This window comes from Haloarchaeobius sp. FL176, from assembly GCF_024609245.1.
Classification (GTDB): Archaea; Halobacteriota; Halobacteria; order Halobacteriales; family Natrialbaceae; genus Haloarchaeobius.
Genome location: NZ_JANJYH010000017.1, coordinates 50277 through 68877, shown reverse-complemented (window position 1 = coordinate 68877; position 18601 = coordinate 50277). Strand labels below are relative to the sequence as shown.

18 protein-coding genes, 2 tRNA genes and 1 rRNA gene are annotated in these 18601 nt (G+C 67.7%); 12 read left to right on the top strand and 9 right to left on the bottom strand.

Annotated elements, in window-relative coordinates; all coding sequences use genetic code 11:
- The first annotated feature begins 177 nt into the window (after positions 1-177).
- From rrf to NO978_RS18970, 4 genes are all read left to right on the top strand, one after another.
- A 5S ribosomal RNA gene (gene rrf, locus NO978_RS18985) occupies positions 178-299 on the top strand.
- Between the two features lie 195 nt (positions 300-494).
- Positions 495-570 (top strand) — tRNA-Cys (locus NO978_RS18980).
- A 235-nt stretch (positions 571-805) separates the two neighbouring features.
- Positions 806-2209, top strand: a complete 1404-nt coding sequence (locus tag NO978_RS18975) for a lamin tail domain-containing protein (RefSeq protein ID WP_257301104.1) — start codon at positions 806-808, stop codon at positions 2207-2209.
- Positions 2206-2520: a DUF3006 domain-containing protein gene (locus NO978_RS18970; RefSeq protein WP_257301103.1), complete on the top strand. Its 315-nt coding sequence runs from the start codon at positions 2206-2208 to the stop codon at positions 2518-2520. The genes NO978_RS18975 and NO978_RS18970 overlap by 4 nt, the downstream gene beginning before the upstream one ends.
- Before the next feature lie 4 nt (positions 2521-2524).
- Here the strand turns inward: NO978_RS18970 and NO978_RS18965 are convergent, their stop codons facing one another.
- On the bottom strand, positions 2525-3565 hold the full coding sequence (locus NO978_RS18965; protein WP_257301102.1) for a hypothetical protein: 1041 nt from the start codon (positions 3563-3565) through the stop codon (positions 2525-2527).
- A gap of 152 nt (positions 3566-3717) precedes the next feature.
- On the opposite strand from NO978_RS18965, the gene NO978_RS18960 reads away from it, so the two are divergent.
- A complete protein-coding gene (locus NO978_RS18960) occupies positions 3718-4572 on the top strand; it encodes a hypothetical protein (RefSeq protein WP_257301101.1) in 855 nt (284 codons plus the stop codon).
- 16 nt (positions 4573-4588) lie between these two features.
- On the opposite strand, the gene NO978_RS18955 is transcribed toward NO978_RS18960, so the two are convergent.
- Positions 4589-4990: a hypothetical protein gene (locus NO978_RS18955; protein ID WP_257301100.1), complete on the bottom strand. Its 402-nt coding sequence runs from the start codon at positions 4988-4990 to the stop codon at positions 4589-4591.
- A gap of 309 nt (positions 4991-5299) precedes the next feature.
- Positions 5300-5373: transfer RNA gene (locus tag NO978_RS18950), tRNA-Lys, on the bottom strand.
- 95 nt (positions 5374-5468) lie between these two features.
- Between NO978_RS18950 and NO978_RS18945 the strand changes: the two genes are divergently transcribed.
- Complete coding sequence (locus tag NO978_RS18945; RefSeq protein WP_257301099.1) at positions 5469-6737, top strand: M20/M25/M40 family metallo-hydrolase; 1269 nt, start codon at positions 5469-5471, stop codon at positions 6735-6737.
- A 367-nt stretch (positions 6738-7104) separates the two neighbouring features.
- Here the strand turns inward: NO978_RS18945 and NO978_RS18940 are convergent, their stop codons facing one another.
- Entirely contained in the window at positions 7105-7761 is a 657-nt protein-coding gene (locus tag NO978_RS18940) for a hypothetical protein (RefSeq protein ID WP_257301098.1), read from the bottom strand.
- Between the two features lie 51 nt (positions 7762-7812).
- The gene (locus NO978_RS18935; protein WP_257301097.1) at positions 7813-7962 is read right to left on the bottom strand and encodes a hypothetical protein; all 150 of its coding nucleotides are present in this window, start codon (positions 7960-7962) and stop codon (positions 7813-7815) included.
- 312 nt (positions 7963-8274) lie between these two features.
- Here NO978_RS18935 and NO978_RS18930 point away from each other — a divergent pair, with 312 nt between their 5' ends.
- Positions 8275-8598, top strand: coding sequence for a hypothetical protein (locus NO978_RS18930; RefSeq protein ID WP_257301096.1), 324 nt, complete (start codon positions 8275-8277; stop codon positions 8596-8598).
- A 66-nt stretch (positions 8599-8664) separates the two neighbouring features.
- Positions 8665-10443, top strand: a complete 1779-nt coding sequence (locus NO978_RS18925; RefSeq protein ID WP_257301095.1) for a nitrite/sulfite reductase — start codon at positions 8665-8667, stop codon at positions 10441-10443.
- 9 nt (positions 10444-10452) lie between these two features.
- On the opposite strand, the gene NO978_RS18920 is transcribed toward NO978_RS18925, so the two are convergent.
- On the bottom strand, positions 10453-11823 hold the full coding sequence (locus NO978_RS18920; protein ID WP_257301094.1) for an ATP-binding protein: 1371 nt from the start codon (positions 11821-11823) through the stop codon (positions 10453-10455).
- A 124-nt stretch (positions 11824-11947) separates the two neighbouring features.
- Entirely contained in the window at positions 11948-12103 is a 156-nt protein-coding gene (locus tag NO978_RS18915; protein ID WP_257301093.1) for a hypothetical protein, read from the bottom strand.
- 85 nt (positions 12104-12188) lie between these two features.
- On the opposite strand from NO978_RS18915, the gene NO978_RS18910 reads away from it, so the two are divergent.
- Both NO978_RS18910 and NO978_RS18905 read left to right on the top strand, forming a co-directional pair.
- Positions 12189-12476: a DUF6360 family protein gene (locus tag NO978_RS18910; RefSeq protein ID WP_257301092.1), complete on the top strand. Its 288-nt coding sequence runs from the start codon at positions 12189-12191 to the stop codon at positions 12474-12476.
- Positions 12477-12784: 308 nt separating this feature from the next.
- Positions 12785-14728 carry a PAS domain S-box protein gene (locus NO978_RS18905; RefSeq protein ID WP_257301091.1) on the top strand — a complete coding sequence of 648 codons (1944 nt, stop codon included), beginning with the start codon at positions 12785-12787 and terminating at the stop codon, positions 14726-14728.
- 93 nt (positions 14729-14821) lie between these two features.
- On the opposite strand, the gene NO978_RS18900 is transcribed toward NO978_RS18905, so the two are convergent.
- Together NO978_RS18900 and NO978_RS18895 are read right to left on the bottom strand one after the other, a co-directional pair.
- Positions 14822-15124: a hypothetical protein gene (locus NO978_RS18900; RefSeq protein ID WP_257301090.1), complete on the bottom strand. Its 303-nt coding sequence runs from the start codon at positions 15122-15124 to the stop codon at positions 14822-14824.
- Positions 15121-16767 (bottom strand): NADH-quinone oxidoreductase subunit D, encoded by a 1647-nt coding sequence (locus tag NO978_RS18895; protein ID WP_257301089.1) that lies wholly within the window; start codon positions 16765-16767, stop codon positions 15121-15123. The genes NO978_RS18900 and NO978_RS18895 overlap by 4 nt, the downstream gene beginning before the upstream one ends.
- A gap of 115 nt (positions 16768-16882) precedes the next feature.
- On the opposite strand from NO978_RS18895, the gene NO978_RS18890 reads away from it, so the two are divergent.
- Together NO978_RS18890 and NO978_RS18885 are read left to right on the top strand one after the other, a co-directional pair.
- Positions 16883-17539, top strand: a complete 657-nt coding sequence (locus NO978_RS18890; RefSeq protein ID WP_257301088.1) for a helix-turn-helix domain-containing protein — start codon at positions 16883-16885, stop codon at positions 17537-17539.
- A gap of 138 nt (positions 17540-17677) precedes the next feature.
- The gene (locus tag NO978_RS18885) at positions 17678-18601 is read left to right on the top strand and encodes an alpha/beta fold hydrolase (RefSeq protein ID WP_257301087.1); all 924 of its coding nucleotides are present in this window, start codon (positions 17678-17680) and stop codon (positions 18599-18601) included.

Sequence of the window (18601 nt, the reverse complement as noted above, 5' to 3'; positions counted from 1 at the left end):
GGCAACGAGGCGTTAAGCCCGCGAGCACTAACAGATCATGCCATTAGTCATACCGCATACTGGGACCACCGAACTGTACTCGGAATGGTCCAGGCGCGAACTGGATTGCGCGAACACACGAGTGTAGGATACCGACGATCGGTTCCACTGCAACGGTTCAACTCCGTTGGTCGGCGTTAAGGCGGCCACAGCGGCGAGGCAACACCCGTACCCATCCCGAACACGGAAGTTAAGCTCGCCAGCGTGTCGGGGAGTACTGGAGTGCGCGAGCCTCTGGGAAACGCGATTCGCCGCCTGCCATTCATACTTCATTCACAGTTTTCGACGAGCAACAGCCCGTAGTGGGCTGTGGGTCGTCGACTGCAGTTAGCGACTCGATAGCTACAGCCACGTCCATAGGTCTCTTCGGCAACTCGATAGTCGGGCACGCCGATCGCCGTGGCGACGGCGTACATCGCTACGTTTAAACTCGGCCGACCAGTAGTGAAAATCGCGCCAAGGTGGCAGAGTCCGGCCGAACGCAGCGGCCTGCAGAGCCGCCCACCGCCGGTTCAAATCCGGCCCTTGGCTTTCTGTGACGAATCAGGTCGTGAGACGGCCGTCCGTGATTCGAAGCGGCGGGTGACCACGGTTCGGAACTCGATGTTTCCGCGAAAGACGAGGCCCACCGTCGACGCGACCGCCCAGCGACCGCATGGGGCCGCGGACGCTCACTTCGTTCGCGCCGCGGCCCGGTCTCCGACCGGGGCGTCGTGACACTCAGTTGGCAACCACGTTTATCGACATCTCGGTAGTACGTTCTGGCGTGCGGACCACAACCCGCGGATCGGTGGCGCTGCTGGTGTTACTCGTCGTCTGTAGCGGCTGCCTCGGCGCGCCGGGCCCGGGGGTGGCCAGTACGACCGACGAACGAGGGACGGCAGCGACGGATACAGTCGACGGCACGCTCGAAGTCCACGTCATTGCGGTCGGGCAGTCAGCGAGCGCGCTCGTCATCACACCGGCCGGGGAGACGGTGCTGGTCGACTCGGGCGACTGGCACGACGACGGCGAGATAGTCATCGACTATCTGGAACAGCAGGGTGTCGAGCGCATCGACCACCTCGTTACCTCGCACGCGGACGCGGACCACATCGGTGGCCACGCGGCGGTCATCGAGCACTTCGAGACGGCAGGTGAGGGCGTCGGGGCGGTGTACGACCCCGGTATCGCGTCGTCGTCGGCGACGTACGAGCGGTACCTCGACGCGGTCGAGGAGTACGACGTGCCGCTGTTCCAGACGCGGGCGGGGGCACAGCTGCCAATCGAGGGCGTCGACGTGGCCGTGTTTGGCCCACCGGAGGAGCCGCTGGCGAACGTCGACCGCAACGAGAACAGTCTGGTGTTCCGCATCGCGCACGAGAACACGAGCGTCCTGTTCACGGGCGATGCGGGTGTGGTCGAGGAGCAGTATCTGGTGTCGACCTACGGTGACGGGCTTCGGTCGACCGTGCTGCTCGCGGGGCACCACGGGAGCCGGTCGAGCACGGGGTCGGCGTTGCTCGACGCCGTACAGCCGCGAGTCGCAGTGATCTCGAGCGCGTACGACTCACAGTACGGGCACCCGCACCAGAAAGTGCTCGAACGGCTGGGTACGCGGTCGATTCCGGCGTACTGGACCGGCGTCCACGGCGACGTGGTGTTCCGGAGCGATGGGCGGACCGTGACGGTGCTGTCACAGCAGTCGGCGACGACGGTCGCGACGGCGCTGCGGGAGGCCGAGGCGGCCGACCCGCGAAACAGTGACCCGGTCGCCGTGCGCGAGCAGTTCGTCGCTGACTCGGAGACATCCGTCGACGCCATCACACCGGACGGTGGCACAGTGACGTCGGCCGCGGGACAGCTTTCGCTCGTCGAGGTCCACGCGGATGCGGCCGGGAACGACAACGAGAACCTCGACGACGAGTACCTCACTTTCGAGAACACGGGCGACTCGACGCTCGACCTGGGCGGCTGGGTGCTGGCGGACGCTGCGGGGCATCGCTACACCTTCCCGTCGGGCGTGACGCTCGCGCCGGGCGAGCGAGTGAGGATCTCCACTGGCAGCGGAACCGATGGCGACGGCGAGCTGTACTGGGGTGCGGACGGCGCGATCTGGAACAACGACGGCGACACCGTGCTCGTCACGACCGACGAGGGGGCCGTCGTCGTCGAGGACGAGTACACATGATGCGAGAGTACACGGCAGTTCTGGACCGGTTCGAGGAGGAGACAGCGGTGCTGCTGGTGGAGGCGGACGGCGAGGTGGTCGACGAGCTGTTCGTACACCGACGGGAGTTGCCGCCACCGGGGCGGGAGCAGGGCGCGGTGTTCGAGCTGCGGGTGTGTGGTGACACCCTTCGAGTGCTTTCCTATCGGCCGACGGAGACGGAGGAACGGGCGGCGGCATCGCAGCGTCGGTTCGACCGGCTGGCGCGGGACCTCCCGACCGCGGACGACGAAGGCGGGGCGACGGATGGAGGACCGACCGACGGCGAGTAACGGGCTAGAGGATGCCGGCCGGGTCGGCCGGCGGCGAGAGCGGACTGGCCGGGAGGTCGTCGTCGAGTTCCGGGTCGTTGTAGCCGCCCGGTGCCACGTCGTTCGGTGCGTCGGCGTAGAACAGCGACGCGAGCGCCTGGATGTGGTCGCGTCCGACCCCGAGCTCGAACTGGCCGCCGCCGTAGCGGCTGATGTCGTGGTCGGCGCAGTAGTCGAGCGTGTCGAGCAGCGACTCGACGGTCCCGAAGCGCGAGGGCTTGATGTTGAGCCAGTCGGGCTCGAACGGGAGGTCCTCGACGCTCTCGACGCCGGTGATTGGGTAGTCCCAGCTCACGCGGCCCTCCTCGCCGTCGAACAGGGGGCGCGTCTCGTCGGTGAGCGCGGGGTCCTCGACGACGGCATCCGGGAACTCTTCGAGCACGCGCCGGTAGAGGTCGGGGTCTGCGGGCTGGTCGACCTCGGTGCCCTCGTACTGGCCCTTCAGGTCGAGCAGGCGGACCGCGCCGGTGTCGGCGAGGTCGGCGACGAGGTCGTCGCTCCACTCCGAGACGGGGTCGAGCTTGAACTCCGCGGTGGGGGTGACGGCCTGGATTGCCTCGATGCGGTCGAACGTCGGCGGCTCGCCAAGCCGCGTGCTGACGACGAACCGGACGGGGTCGTACGAACGGTCGAGTACGTCGCCGAGGTTCGTCTCGGCCTGTCGGAGCGCGAGGTCGAGCGCGGCGCTCTCGACGCCCCAGCGGCGGTAGTGACGGGCGGCCGTCTGTCCCGGTGGCTCCGGGAACAGCTCGACGTCGTCGAGCATCGCGGAGAACTCGTCGAACGCGTACTCGCCGTCGAAGTCGAAGTCGTGGGCGGACTGGAGGGCCTCGTGGTCGTCTGCATCGTAGGTCACGTCCTCGCCGCGGCCGACGTAGCCGTCGCCGTGGAGCTCGAAGACGGTCGTCACGCGCGAGAACCCGCTCGACGTGTCGCGTTCGTGGCGTCGCAGTCGGTAGTCGTCGACCACCAGCGGCAGGTCTGCGACTGCATCGAAGAGCGTCATGCCCTGCGGTACGGCTGGGGGCCTCAAAGGTCCGCCGACGGGTCGCGAGGGCGGGCTGCACCCGTGGGTTCGGACCCGAACCCGTGCCAGCACGCCCGACGGCGTCCACGCAAAGAGAAATCGTTTTAGGCAGCGCGTCCGAGGCTCCGACTATGCAACGACGAGCAGCGGCGGCCTACGTCGTACTCCTCCTCGTTATCACCGCCGGGGCCTTCGCGTTCATCTCGACCGCGGAGGAACCGGCCGTCTCGCTGGAGGACCCGGGCGAGACTCTGCAGAAGGGGTCGACGTTGACGGTGAACGACCGCGTGTACAACGTCACGGACGTGTCCGCGAGTGAGGGCGGCGGCGGCGGCCACGGTGGCGGTGGCGGCACCACGTACGAGGCAGCGCTCGTGTGGACCAACGAGTCCGCCCAGTGGACGGAGAGCTGGGCGAACAACTCCACGGTCACCTACCAGGGCGACACCTACCGCGCGTACATCGCGAACACGTCGGAGCCGACCGAGATCAGCCTGCGCTGGGAGCCGACCGACCGGTTCAGCCCGGAGTGGGTCGACGGCGTGCAGTACATCGACGCCGAGCCGGACACGCCGGACCGTCAGGCGACGCGCGTCGACACGTACATCGAGAACTCCAACAACTCGAGCATCCAGCCGCGCACCATCGACGCGACGAGCACGCTCGATTACAACGGTAACGAGACCACCATCACCACGGCACCTGAGCAGGCGACGTTCACCTGGACCGCGCCGCGTGACAACGAGGTGACGTTCGGGCAGCACGAGAACGTCACGCTCAACGGCGTCGACTACGCCGTCCACTTCACCAACGAGAACACCGTCACGCTCCAGCAGGGCCAGGACGCCCAGGTCGCGCTCTACGACCAGCTCCACGACAAGAGCCGCTTCAACGAGCGCATCAACGGCTTCTGGGGCGTCGTCATCGTGGGCAGCCTCGCGCTGGTGCTGCTGGTGACGCTGGCGTACCTCCCGCGGAAGGAGTAACGGAGTTCGGATTCTTCTACTGCGTTTTGCGTTCGTCGCTCGTGACCAGTGCCCGGCAGCCGCGCGACACGACGAGCAGCGTGCTCCCGAGCGCCGTCAGATACAGGCCAGCCGCCGGTGCGTACTGGCTACCGAGCAGTGACGAGAACTCGACGGCAACGGCGAGGCTGCCGGCACAGCCCGTGATGACTGCAGCCGTCGTGGTGAACTGACTGTCCGGGCGGGCGAACAGACCAACCCCAACGAGGACGCTCCAGACCAGCAGCGGGAAACCGAAGTATTCGAGGCCGCTACCCAGCCCTGGGACGTAGACGGGGAGGAAGACCTCCCGGCCCGGTCGGAGTCGTAGCCACGGTAGCCACGTTCCAAGTCCGAGCAGGCCGACACTCACGAGTGAAGCTGCTCGCTGTCGTCGCATCATCGACAAGTTTCGAGTGCCGGTGTGTAGGCTTTCTCCCGACCCACCGTGGCGACACCGTTCCTCGCGGGAGTATGGCGGGAAGGATTCGAACAACGCCGATGCGGTCCGGCCGTGCGGCCTTCGACCCTTCCGGGCTGTGACTCGTCTTTTTCAATTCCCTCGTGGCCCCTTCGCTCCTCACGTGTGTTCGGAGCAGGCCGGATGGGAACTGAACCTCGGTCGGACATGCTCGCTCCGCTGCGCGTGTCCTCTCTGCTTCAACTCTCTCGGAACCGCTTCGCTCCTCACGTGCGTTCGGAGCAGGAGCGGGCCGGATGGGAATTGAACCCATGACCGTCTGGTTAAAAGCCAGACGCTCTGCCTAACTGAGCTACCGGCCCGTGCGCTCGACAGTTGGCAGTGGCACGGTTAAAGGGTTGTCGTTCGCCAGGAGTGCATCGAACGATTTTAGCGGCGGGTCGAACCACTCCTATCCATGACTGGGTTCGCCGACCGATGGGGTGGAGACCTCCGTGAGTTCCTCGACGAGCTGCTCCGGTTCGATACGACCGACGGACAGGAGGCACCTGCGATGGCCTGGCTCCGCGAGCGGTTCGAGGAGTTCGGCTTCGAGACGTACGAGTGGACCGCCGACGCGGCGGCGCTGGCCGAGCACCCGTCGTTCCCCGACGACCCCGCCGAGATCGAGGTCGAGAACCGGCCGTCGGTCGCCGGCGTGGTGGAGTTCGGCGACCCCGACGCCGGGCCGACGCTGGTGCTGAACGGTCACGTCGACGTGGTGCCGGCGACGCGGTCGGCGTGGTCGAGCGACCCGTTCGAGCCGGAGTGGGACGGCCACCGGGTGACCGCCCGCGGGGCCGCGGACATGAAGAGCGGGCTGGTGTCCTGCGTGTTCGCGGCGCGCCACTTCGCCGAGCTGGCAGCGGGTGCGGACGGGCCGGACCTGAACGGCCGCGTGGTCGTCGAGGGCGTCGCCGGCGAGGAGGAGGGCGGCATCGGCGCCGCGGCGGCGGCGATGGACAACCCGTACCCGTTCGACCGCGATGCGGCCATCATCGGCGAGCCGACCGAACTCGGCGTCGTCACCGCCGTCGAGGGCAGCGTGATGAAACGGCTGCGCATCGAGGGTCGCTCCGCCCACGCGGCGACGCGCTGGCGCGGCGAGTCCGTCCTCCCGCACTTCGAGGCGATTCGACACGCCTTCGAGGAGCTGGAGGCCGAGCGCGAGGCACGCGTCGACCATCCCCTGTACGAGGACTACCCGGTGAAGTGGCCGGTCTGTGTCGGCACCGTCCGCGCGGGCAACTGGGCCTCCGCGGTCCCCGACGAGCTCGTTGCCGAGGTGCGAATCGGCGTCGCCCCCGGCGAGACCGTCGCGAGCGTCGAGGCCGAGTTCCAGGCGCGGCTGGACGAGGTGGTCGCCGAGAGCGAGTGGCTCTCCGAGCACCCGCCGACGTTCGAGCGCTTCTCCATCCAGTTCGAGCCAGCGTCGGTGGACCCGGCCGACCCGGTCGTCGGGGCGGTTCGGGCGGCCGCCGACGAGGCCGGGCTGGACTCGGAGCCGTACGGGGGCACTTTCGGCGCGGACAGCCGACACTACCAGCATGCAGGCATCCCCACGGTGCTGTTCGGTCCCGGGAGCATCGACCAGGCGCACTTCCCCGACGAGTCCATCGACGTTCGCGAGGTCGAGACTGCCGGTGCCGTGATTGCTGATGCGGCGGCCCGATTCTGCGGTCGATAGTTCAGTCTGCTGGAACGGCTCACGTGTTCTCAGTCGAGGGAACTGCTGGAGTCGGCAACAGCCAGAAAGCCCCGGCACTCTCGACTCGAGAGGCTCGCTGCGTCCGCGTTCTGACTGCTTGCCAGACGCAGTCTGGCAACGTCCACAGAACTCGAAGATTCTGCGAGATGCTCACGAGACGCAGAGAGTCTCGTGACCGCTCCCTGCGGTGCTCATCCCTCGCACGAGTGTAGCGAGCGGCCTGGCGAGACTCCTCCGTCGTCTCGCTGCCCTCCGCTCACTGCGTTCGCGGAGACCTTACCCTGTTCGGCACGCTCGCCAGCCACGCGCCGGTGGTGTGGGTTCGAAAATCGCAATCGAGCCGATGTCAGAGATACTCGTCGAGCGCCTCGGCGACCACGTCGTCGGGCGTCCGGTTCTCGACCGACGCGCGTCGCCGGAGTTCGCGGTAGGTCGCGGGCGGGAGGGTGAGGTCGAGCGCGCCGAGGGTAACGTCGTGTTCGGCGAGCGCGTCGGCGACGGAGGCACCGTCGTTGACGGCGCTGGCGACCGAGCGCACCTCTCGCACCGTGAGGCCGGCGTCGAGTGCCCCCCAGGCGAGGTAGAGGCGGGCTTCGCCACCGACGCGGGCGATGTGCTTGGCGGCCGAGGGCGCGATGTGGCCCTGGGCGACGTGCCGCCGGATGGATTCGGGGAGGTCGTGGACGCGGGCCCACTTCCGGATGAAGGAGACGGTCGTGGGCTCGCCGACGCGCTCTGCGGCGGCGGTGTAGGAGCCCTCGCCGCGGACGAGGGCGGCGCAGGCGGCGGCCCCGCGCAGCATGTAGACGTTGTCCTCGGCACCGACCGTGTTACGGGCGAAGGCGTCGACGGTCTCGGCGGCCGCGGCGAGGGAGTCGGGGTCGGCCGGGTCGAACTGCACCGCGTCGCGGGCGCGCTCGCCGGTCACGGCTGGGTCGCCCCGGATGACGGGCTCGCCGACGGGTGACTCCCGCTCGGTCCGGGTGGGCCGTTCGTCGCTCATTGGGCGTCGTTGGGGGTCACCATGCAAAAGCTCCCTGCTGGTCTGTCCCGCTCACTCCTCGTCGCGCTCCTCGGAGAGGTGCTCCCAGATTTCGGTACAGCCCGCGCCGGGGTCGAGGTCACGGAGATGGGCGTCGGGCCGGCCCTCGTCTGCTTCGTCGTCGGCGTCGTCATCGTCGGTTTCGACGGACCGGCCGGTCATCGTGGCGCCTCCGGTTCGTACAGCTCCGGTGCCACGTCGGCGGAGGCGTGCTGGCGCTCGGAGTCTGCTCGGTCGGGTGTCGACTCGTCGGTCATCGTCGTGACGTAACGGTTCCCCCTCCTTAACCGACGCTGCCCGGACAATCGTAACCGGGGCTCGGGAGTACCGGCGCTTCCGGCCGGTATCTCTGACGCGGGGTCACGGCCGGAACCGACGGACGGGGGTCGATTCGCCCCGCCGTCCGGCGTCGTCGAACGCACGAAGCGTTGCATCGGGCGACGGGACCACCCTGCTGCAGCGCCAACGTCGGGTATGGCAACGGAACTGCGCGTGCTGGACGACGGCGCGTGGATCAGCGTCGACAACCAGCGTCGGGTGCCCAACAGCGATATCTGGCCCCTCGCAGTCACCGACTTCTGCGGCTGCGAGACGGCCCACGTCGTGCTGGAAGCGTTCACCGACGTGGGCGTCGACCGGGACGGCGTCGCCGTCCAGGCGGTCGGGCAGTGCATCGACTGCGGCACCGAGGGCGCGCTGGACTGGCTCGCCGTCGGCCGGGTGCGAGACGGCGCGTTCCACCCGTACGACCCCGGCGAACTCCGGCCCCGGCTCGAACCCGGCAACGATATCCGGTGACGGCGAGCACCGGGGGAACCTGACGCGGAGCGCGCCGGTATAGGAGTGGCCGTCGTAGGCCGTTCCATGCCGACCGACGTGGAACAGTGGAAGTCCGAGCTCTACGGCACGGACATCCGCGAACACATCGAGCGATTCGCCGAGACGGGCTGGGACTCGATTCCGGAGGACGAGCGCGACGCCTGGTTCGAGCGCTTCAAGTGGTACGGCCTGTACCACCAGCGCGCCGGCCAGGAGTCCTACTTCATGATGCGCATCGGGCCGCCCAACGGCGTGCTCGAACCGGGGCAGTTCCGGACCGTCGCCGAGATAGCGAAGGAGTACTCGACCGGCCCCGCCGAGAACCCGGAGTTCGGCAACGGCTGGCTCGACGTGACGACCAGACAGGCCATCCAGCTCCACTGGATCAACATCGAGGACGTTCCCGCCATCTTCGACGAGCTCGAGGCCGCCGGGCTCACCACGATGCAGGCCTGTGGCGACTCCTGGCGCAACATCGTCGGCTGCCCGGTCGCCGGGAAGGACGAGCACGAACACGTCGACGCGCTCCCGACCATCCACGAGCTGAACGACCGCTTCAAGGGCAACGCCGAGCACTCGAACCTGCCCCGGAAGTGGAAGGTCTCGGTGACGGGCTGTCGCGAGGGCTGTGGCCAGGGCGACATCAACGACCTCGCCCTCGAACCCGCGACGAAGGAGATCGACGGTGAGGACCGCGAAGGGTTCAACGTCCGCGTCGGCGGCGGGCTCGCCCGGAACGAGCCCCGTTTCGCTCGCGACATCGACGTGTTCGTCACGCCCGAGCAGGCAGCCGACGTGTCGGGCGGCATCTCCGCGCTGTTCCGCGAGTACGGCGACCGCGAGAACCGATACAACGCCCGCATCAAGTTCCTCGTCGACGAGTGGGGCCCCGAGAAGCTCCGTGACGTCCTGCAGGAGGAGTTCGTCGAATTCGAGCTCCACACCGCCGGCGAGGACCTCCGCTCGGAGTACAGCTACAACGCCGGCGAGGCCGCGGGCAAGCACGACCACGTCGGTGTCCACGGCCAGCCCGACGGGAACAACTACGTCGGGCTGAACGTCCTCGTCGGCCGCATCGGCGCGGACGACGCACTCGACATCGCAGACGCCGCCGACGAGCACGGCTCCGGCGAGGTGCGGCTCACCCAGCGCCAGAACATCATCCTCACCGACGTGCCCGACGAGCGCGTCGACGACCTGCTCGCGGAGCCGGCCCTCGACCACTACTCGCCGGACCCGCACCCGTTCATGCGCGGCTCCATCGCCTGCACCGGCACCGAGTTCTGCTCGCTCTCCATCGTCGAGACGAAGAACCGGCAGGTGCGCTACGCCCGCTGGCTGAAGGAGAACGTCGCGCTCCCCGCCGGCGTCGAGGACTTCCACATCCACCTCTCGGGCTGCACCGCCTCCTGCGCCCAGCCTCAGATCGCCGACATCTCCCTGCGTGGCATGAAGACCCGGAAGGACGGCGAGCCGGTCGAGGCGCTCGACATCGGCCTCGGGGGCGGTCTCGGCGAGGAGCCCCAGTTCGCCTCCTGGGTGACCGAGCGCGTGCCCGCCGACGAGGTGCCCGGTGCCATCCGGAACCTGCTCGCGAACTTCGAGGACCAGCGCGAAGACGAGAGCCAGAGCTTCCGCGAGTTCGTCGCCGCCCGCGACGACGAGGAACTGGCCGCGCTGGTCGAGCCCGAGGAGACCAGCTACGACGACCCGTTCATGCACAACACGAAGCGCACCTGGTACCCCTACGCCGAGGAGGACTCGCTCGACGACTCCCCCGCACCGGCGTCGCCCGACGGGACGCCGCTGTCGGCGGACGACTGAGGCGAGCGTCTAGAACACCGCCAACACGTCGTCGGTGTCGAACAGCGAGAGGTCGTCGCGCTGTTCTGCGGTGGTCTCTAGTTCCGAGGTGAATCCCGCTTTCGAGAACAGCGCGTACGTGACCGATCTGTCGGAGCCGCGCCATCGGACCTCCGGCTCGATTCGTTCGAGGTCCGTCAGCAGGCTCGACCCGACCGGTTCCTCTGTCCACTTACATTCGCCGAGGAGGAGCGTCTCGTCGTGTTCGTTCAGTCCGACGACGTCGACCTCCAGCTCGTCGTACCACCAGCGCCCGACGCGCGAACACGCGACCGGAAAGTCGGGTTGGCTGACCGCCTGTCGACATACGTCCTCGAACGTCCAGCTGGCGTGTGTCGGTAACGTCTCGACCACGGACTCGCGGACAGGTTCGGTATGTCCCTGTTCGAGCGTCGCCCGGTTCGGGAGCACGTAGCGGAACCAGAACCGCAGGAACTGATCCGCCAATCGATACACGCCGCGGCCGTCTGGGTCCGTGACCGGCGTCTCCCGCTCGACGAGCGCGAGTCGTTCGAGGTTGTCGAGGTACCGCGAGATACTGCTCGCGGCTTTGTCGATTTCGCTCCCGATCTGGGTAACTCGTGTTGCCCCGGCCGCCATCGCTTCGAGTATCGCCATGTAGGTCGTCGGCTCCCTGAGCTCCTGTCTGAGCAGGAATTCGGGCTCCTCATAGAGGAACGCACCTTTCGAGAGGATGCGCGCTTCGACGTTGGTGGCGAGGTCGTCATCCGGGTCGAACTGTTCGAGGTACGCCGGAACTCCGCCGACGACGCTGTACGCCTGGACCAGTTCGACCGAGTCGTACGTCGAGAGGAACCCCGACGCGTCACCGACAGTGAGGGGTTCGAGCCGCCACTGGCCGGTTCGGCGACCGTACAGCGGGCTTTCGTAGCTCAGCACACCCTCTTCCATCATCGATATCGAGGACCCGAGGACGACGAGTGACACGTCGGTACCGTCGAGCACGTCGTCGACGATGTTCTGGAACACCGATGGAACGCTCTCGTCCTCCTCGACGAGGTACGAGAACTCGTCGATGGCGACGACGAACGGGCCGTCGACGCGCCGTATGAGGTACCTGAACGCATCGACGAACCCACTGACCGATGGCTCCACGTCGTCGAACACGTCCGCGAGCCGTCGAGCGAACGCCTGCGCGTTGACCTCGGGTCCGCGCTGGTCGCAGAGATAGTACACCGAACTGGTGTCTCGCTCGTCGAGAACCTCGGTCACGAGCGTCGTCTTCCCCACTCGTCGACGACCGTACAGAACGAGGAGCTGGCGTCGGTCCTCATCGAGGTGGGACTGCAACCAGTCACGTTCTCGCTCGCGGTCGATCATTATGCACACGATAATATTATCGCGTGCATAATCAATCTATGGGTCAGCCCGTCGGAACGCCCATCACTGCCCCGGGAACAGCAGCAGCAGCAGCCGCCCGACGAGGAAGTAAAGTACGCGACATTCAGGCCGAACCCTTTACGCCGGTCGAAATCACCGCCGGTCCCGTACGGAGCCACGCGAGCAGCCCGACGCCGACCGCGAGCTTCATCGGCAGGTCAGAGTAGACGACGACGGGCGGAACGGTGTCGTCCGAGATGGCGCCCCGAGCCGGGGCCATCGAAGCGAGGGGGGCACGGGTGTTGCCGACGGTGAGCCGTTGCCACGGTCGCGCCCGCTAAGTGCCTCGCGGCACTCACTCCGGTATGGCCGACCGACTCCTGAAGGTGAACGCCTACACGACGCTGGACCTCGTCGACGCCCGGGTCAAGGGCCACGACTTCGAGGACGAGGTGTTCGCGGTCTGCAACGCAACGGCGGCGCGCGAGTCGCCCGACCACGTCAAGCTCCAGTTCGAGCTGGACAACATGACCGAGGACCTGCTGCCGGCGCACATGGAGGAACTCCAGTTGAGCCCGGAGCAGGCGCGGGCCCTCGCTGCCGACCTGGAGGAACAGGCCGACCGGGTCGCGGCGAACACGGACGGTTCGTAGCCGGGACGCGCCTCCGGCGCGAGCGTCAGTCGAGACAGGCGACCGTACTGCTGTTCTCCCAGAAGCAGCCCGTTCCGGCGGTGTGCCCGCTCGACCGCCCGAACGTAGTCGACGAGGTCGCGCTCGCTCGAACCCAGCCCGAGACAGCCGCCCACGGTCGCGGCGAGCGCGGTCCCGGCGGTCGCGAGGAGTCCGTCTGGCTGGGCGATCCATGGCAGTCTCCTCCCAGAATGCCACTCGATGCGTCCGATGGCAGGCGACCATCGATGCCACACGGGTTATAGTGTAGCCAGCCCAAGCGGTGCCTGATGGACGGTAGTTCTCGCCGCGAGGAGCTCTACGAGGTGTTCGCCGACCACGGCCGCCCGGTCGACGAGCTCGTCGCCGACGGGCTCGACATCGGTCGGGAGTACCTCGGCCTGCCAATCGGGTTCCTCACCAGCATCGAGGGCGGGACCCAGACCATCGAGCAGGCGGCCGGCGACCACGAGCTCATCCAGCCCGGCGAGAGCTGCCCGCTCGACGAGGCGTACTGTCGCCACACCGTCGAACTCGACGGCCACCTCGCGGTCCACCACGCGACGGCCTCCGACGCGGTCTCCGAGACGGCCCTCCAGACGTTCGGTCTGGAGACGTACATCGGTGCGAAGATCCTCGTGGACGACGAGGTGTACGGGACGGTCTGCTTCGGGGGCCGGGAGCGCCGCTCTGCCGGGTTCGAGCCCGAGGAGACCGTCTTCATCGAGGTGTTCGCGAATGTCGTCGGACAGGCGTTAGAGCGCCGGCGCTACGAACGGGAACTCGAACAGCGAAACGAACGCCTCCAGCGCGAGAAGGCTCGCATCGAGCGAATCGCCGAGACCAGCTTCGACATCCTGTTCCAGATCGACCTCGACGGCGAGTTCACCTACGTCTCTCCCGCGGTCGAACAGACGCTGGGATACGAGGCCGAGGCGCTCGTCGGCTCGCCCTTTGCAGACATCATCACCCAGCCCACGCTCGACGACGCACTCGTCGCCTACGCCGATGCCCTCGACGGCGAGTCCGCCGAGAACGTCGAACTCGACTTCGCCGACGCCGACGGCGAGCAGGTCGTCATCGAGGTGAACGCGACGCCCGTCACCGACGACGGCGAGGTCGTCGGCGTCCAGGGCGTCGGTCGGGACGTGACCGAACGGAAGCGCCGCGAGCGCGAGCTCCGGCTGAAGAACCGCGCGATGGACGAGGCCGACATCGGCATCTCCATCGCCGAGGCCGGCGGGGACAGCAACCCACTGCTCTACGTCAACGAGGGGTTCGAGCGCGTCACCGGCTACGACACCGACGAGGTGCTCGGCCGCGACTGCCGGTTCCTCCAGGGCGAGGCGACCGACTCCGGACGTGTCGCAGCCCTCCGCGAGCGTATCGCCGCCGAGGAGCCGGTGCTCGTCGAACTCATCAACTACCGCAAGGACGGCACGCCGTTCTGGAACCAGGTGCAGGTCAGCCCCGTGGAGAACGACGACGGCGATGTCTCCCAGTTCCTCGGCTTCCAGACCGACATCACCGAGCGCAAGCGGACCGAGCAGCTCGTCCAGCTGCTCAACCGCGTGCTCCGGCACAACCTCCGGAACGACATGAACGCGCTGCTCGGCTTCGGTGACCTGCTCCGCGACGACGACGCCGACACCGCGAGCCTCGGCTCGCGCATCGTCAACACCGCCGAGTCGCTCGTCCACCTCACCGAGCAGGCCCGCGAACTGGAGCGCTACGCGCGCTACGAACGCGAGCCAGGCCGCCTCGACACCGGCGCCATGCTCGCTGCCCTCGTCGAGGACCAGCGCGAGCAGTTCCCCGACGGGACGGTCGAGCTGGACTGCCGCACCGACCGCGCGGTCTGTGCCGGCGTCGAACTCGAGCAGGCGCTGGCCGAGCTCGTCGAGAACGGCCTCAAACACGACCCATCACCCGCGCCCGCGGTCCGTGTCACCGCCGTCGACGACGATGACTGGGTCGTCTGCACCGTCGCCGACGACGGCCCGGGCATCGACGAGATGGAGGCACAGGTCATCTCGAAGGGCAAGGAGTCCGCGCTCGAACACGGGAGCGGGCTCGGCCTCTGGCTCGTCAACTGGATCGTCACCCGTTACGGTGGCTCCTTCCAGATCCGGGGGGACGACGACGGCACCGTCGCGACGGTCCGCCTGCCCGCCATCGAGGCGGAACAGTCGGTCGCCGACGTGGCGCGGTCGCCGACGGTGCTGTTCCGGTGAGGGCTGCGTACACGGGCGTCAAATGGGCGTGCAGGCCGCTGGACGGCCAAGCGGTCGAACAGCTCCGGTGGCGAGGCTCCGGTGCGGGCGCGGTCAGGCGCGCGACTCCGCGTCGTCCGCCGCTCGCTCGCAGAACCGTCTGAGGAACGTCCGCTGGTCGGTCCGGCCGGCGTCGGCCGCGACGAGTTTCTCCTCGAGGCCGTCACGGTTCTGGTGGCAGCACTCCCGGTAGCAGGGCTTGCAGAGGTACTCGAACTGCTTCCCGTCGCGGCTCCAGCGGTCGCCGTGTTTGTCGTACTCCCGGGCGTCGTCGCGGGCGACCTCGTCGCCGCAGGCGATGCACGTCACCTGTTCATCGGGGTCGAACGCCCACGGTCGCCAGCCAGCCCTCGTCATCGGTCCACCTCCCCCATGATGGTGTCGAGGCTCCCGAGCGTCGCGACCAGGTCGGCGACGTACTCGCCCTCGGCCATCGCGGGGAGCGCGGACAGGTTCGAGAACGAGGGGCCGCGGATCTTGAACCGGGCCGGGGTCTCGGTGCCGTCCGCGCGGATGTAGATGCCGAGCTCGCCCTTCGCTCCCTCGACGGCCCGGTAGCACTCGCCGGTGGGCTTCAGGGTCCGGGGCACGTTCGCCTGACAGGTGCGCTCTTCTTCCGGCCAGTCCTCCAGCAGGTCGACGCACTGCTCGATGATCGCCGCCGACTCCTCGATCTCCTGCAGGCGGACGAGCACGCGGGCGAAGTTGTCACAGTCGTCCTCGGTGACGACGTCCCAGTCGAGGTGGTCGTAGTAGCCGTAGGGGTCGTCGCGGCGCAGATCGTAGTCGATACCGGAGCCGCGGGCGACCGGGCCAGTGACTCCGTGCTGCTTCGCGACGTCAGGGTCGAGGTGGCCGGTGTCGACACAGCGGAGCTGGAACGTCTCGTTGTTCGTCAGCAGGCTGTGATACTCGTCGAGCCTGTGCGGGAGGTCGTCGGTGAACGCACGCACCATCTCGAAGAACTCGTCGCGAGGCTCCGGAATGTCCCAGGCGACGCCGCCGACCCGGAAGTAGTTGAACATGAGGCGCTGGCCCGTCAGCTCTTCGAGGATGTCCTGGACGCGCTCGCGGTCCCAGAACCCCCACATGAAGGCGGCGGTGAACTCGCCGCTGACGTCCAGCGCGTACATGGCGGTGAACAGGAAGTGCGAGAGGATGCGCGACAGTTCGGCGCTCATCGTCCGGAGGACCTGTGCGTACTCGGGGACCTCGATGTCGGCCAGGCTCTCGATGGTGCGGGCGTAGGCCCACTCGTTGAGCAGGCCCGCGCCACCCCAGTCCCAGCGGTCGGGGTACGGCATTATCTGATGGCGGTAGGTGCCACGCTGGCACATCTGCTCCTCGCACCGGTGGATGTAGCCGATATCCGGGTCCACGTCGATCACCTGCTCACCGTCGAGGGTCACCTTCAGGTGCATCACGCCGTGGGTCGATGGGTGGTGGGGACCGATGTTGAGGAACATCGTGTCGGTCCCGCCGCCGCGGTGGTCCTCCTGCAGCGGGTTGGCGTGGGCCTTCAGGGGCACGATCTGTGGCCGGTCCTGGTCGTAGTCCTCCCGGAGCGGGTGGCCCTGCCAGGTCTCGGGCAGGAGGATACGGCGGAGGTCAGGGTGGTCCTCGTACTCGATGCCGAGGAGGTCGTACGCCTCGCGCTCGTGCCACTCGGCGGTCCGGTAGACCGACGCGGCCGACTCGCTGATCGGGGCGTCCCGCTTCGTGGGGACGACGACGGAGAGTTCGCGGCTCCGGTCGTCGAAGCTGGTGAGGTGGTAGATGGTCTCGAAGCGGTCCGCGTACTCCTGTGCGGTCACACAGGAGCAATGGTCGAGTCCGAGCTCCGAGCGAAGCACCGAGAGAGCCGTCTGGACGCTGTCGGCCCGCACTACGACGGCGGGAGCGTTCTGGTGTGTGTCACGGCCGACGACGGCGTCGTCGGGGAGAGCTGTGACCACCTCGTCGACGAGTCGGTCGGGGGGCAAGTGTCGTTGGCGTTGCATCGTCCACAGGTGGCAGTTTTCGGTGTCGGTCGGGTATGCACGCTGCCTCACCTGTGTCGGAATTTATATGCGGGTCTGCCCAAGTCGTCCGATACCGCGCACGACGGGTGAGTCCATGCGATATCTCACGGTACTGGTCAAAGCAGACGGGGGAAGTGCACTCCATCCACTCGGGAACGAACTGAGCAACGAGCCGTCCATCGAACGGCGGGCGATCCACCACGTCGAGCTGCTCGCCGACGGGACGGTGCTGCTGCTGGCCGAGGCGAGCGGGAGTCAGGACCGCTACAGACAGATAATGGACGAATCGCCCCACGTCCTCGACTATCTCACCGCCGGGGCGGACCGCTGGCTGGCCGTGAGCCAGTTCGAACCGACGGAGACGGTCCGGCGGTCCCTGGAACTACAACGAGAGTCGCTGCTGGTCGTCGATACGCCCATCCGGTTCACGTCCGAGGACCACCTCGAGATAACCTACCTGGGGACCGGCGAGACGTTCCAGGAGCTGTCCGACTACGTGGACGAGCTCGACTCGATGACCGTCGAGGTCCTGAACATGGGCGAGTACGAGACGGACCGGTCCTCGTTCAGCCGGATGCTCACGTCCCGCCAGGAGGAGGTGCTCGAGGTCGCGGTCGAGCTGGGCTACTACAGCGAACCGCGCGAGGCCTCGCTCGAGGACATCGGCGAGGCCGTCGGCATCGCCCCCGCAACGGTCGGCGAGCACCTCCGGAAGGTCGAGGAACGCGTGTTCGGCGAGCTCGTCCGGTAGCGGGCTCGGGTAAAAGTCCCCTCACCGGTGTGGCAGTCCGCGTATTCGGCCACGGCCTGTACGTCTAGCTGTCGAAGGTCCCCGTCTCACGACTGTCGTACCGATACTGAACTGAGCGAGACTCCCGAGTCATCTCCGATGTCGGTCACCAACTCGTTCCCGGACACCGATGCATCGCTCCTGCCCGACCACGGGCTGGAATCCACCTACCGCGAGGTCAACGGCGTGCAGCTCCACGTCGTGGCCGCTGGCGACCCCGACGCGCCGCTGGTCGTCCTCCTGCATGGGCACCCCGACTTCTGGTACGGCTGGCGCGACCAGCTCGGCGCGCTCGTCGACGCCGGGTTCCGCGTGGTCGTTCCGGACCAGCGCGGCTGCAACCTGAGCGAGGCTCCCGACGGCGTCGACGCCTATCGGCAGTCGGAGCTGGTCGCCGACGTGGTCGACCTGATACACAGCGAGGGGCGCGAGTCGGCCCACGTCGTCGGCCACGACTTCGGCGGCTTCGTCGCCTGGAACCTCGCGCTCCGTCGGCCCTCGATGGTCGACCGGCTCGCGATTATGAACGTCCCGCACCCGACGGTGTACCGGGACACTCTCCGGTCCAGTCCACGGCAGATCGCGCGGAGCTGGTACGTCTGGTTCTATCAGCTCCCGAAGCTCCCCGAGTGGCTGCTGCGTCGGAACGGGATGGCCAACATGGTCGACTCGCTCGAGATCACCTCGAACCCGGGCACGTTCGACGAGGAGACCATCGAGCGCTACCGGGCGGCCTGGCAGCACAGCGGCATCGGGCCGCGGATCGACTGGTACCGGGGCTTCCGTCGGTCGGAGCCGCCATCACGAACCACCGTCACCCAGCCGACGCTCGTCTGCTGGGGGGAGGACGACATCGCACTCCGCCCCGTGATGGCCGAGGAGAGCGTCGACCGCTGCGAGGACGGGCGGTTGCGGCGGTTCCCCGACGCGTCGCACTGGGTGCACCACGAGCGTGAGGCGGTGACCGAGGCGCTCCTCGGTCACCTCTCCTCAGGCGTCGAGTGTCGCGAGGTGACCATCTGA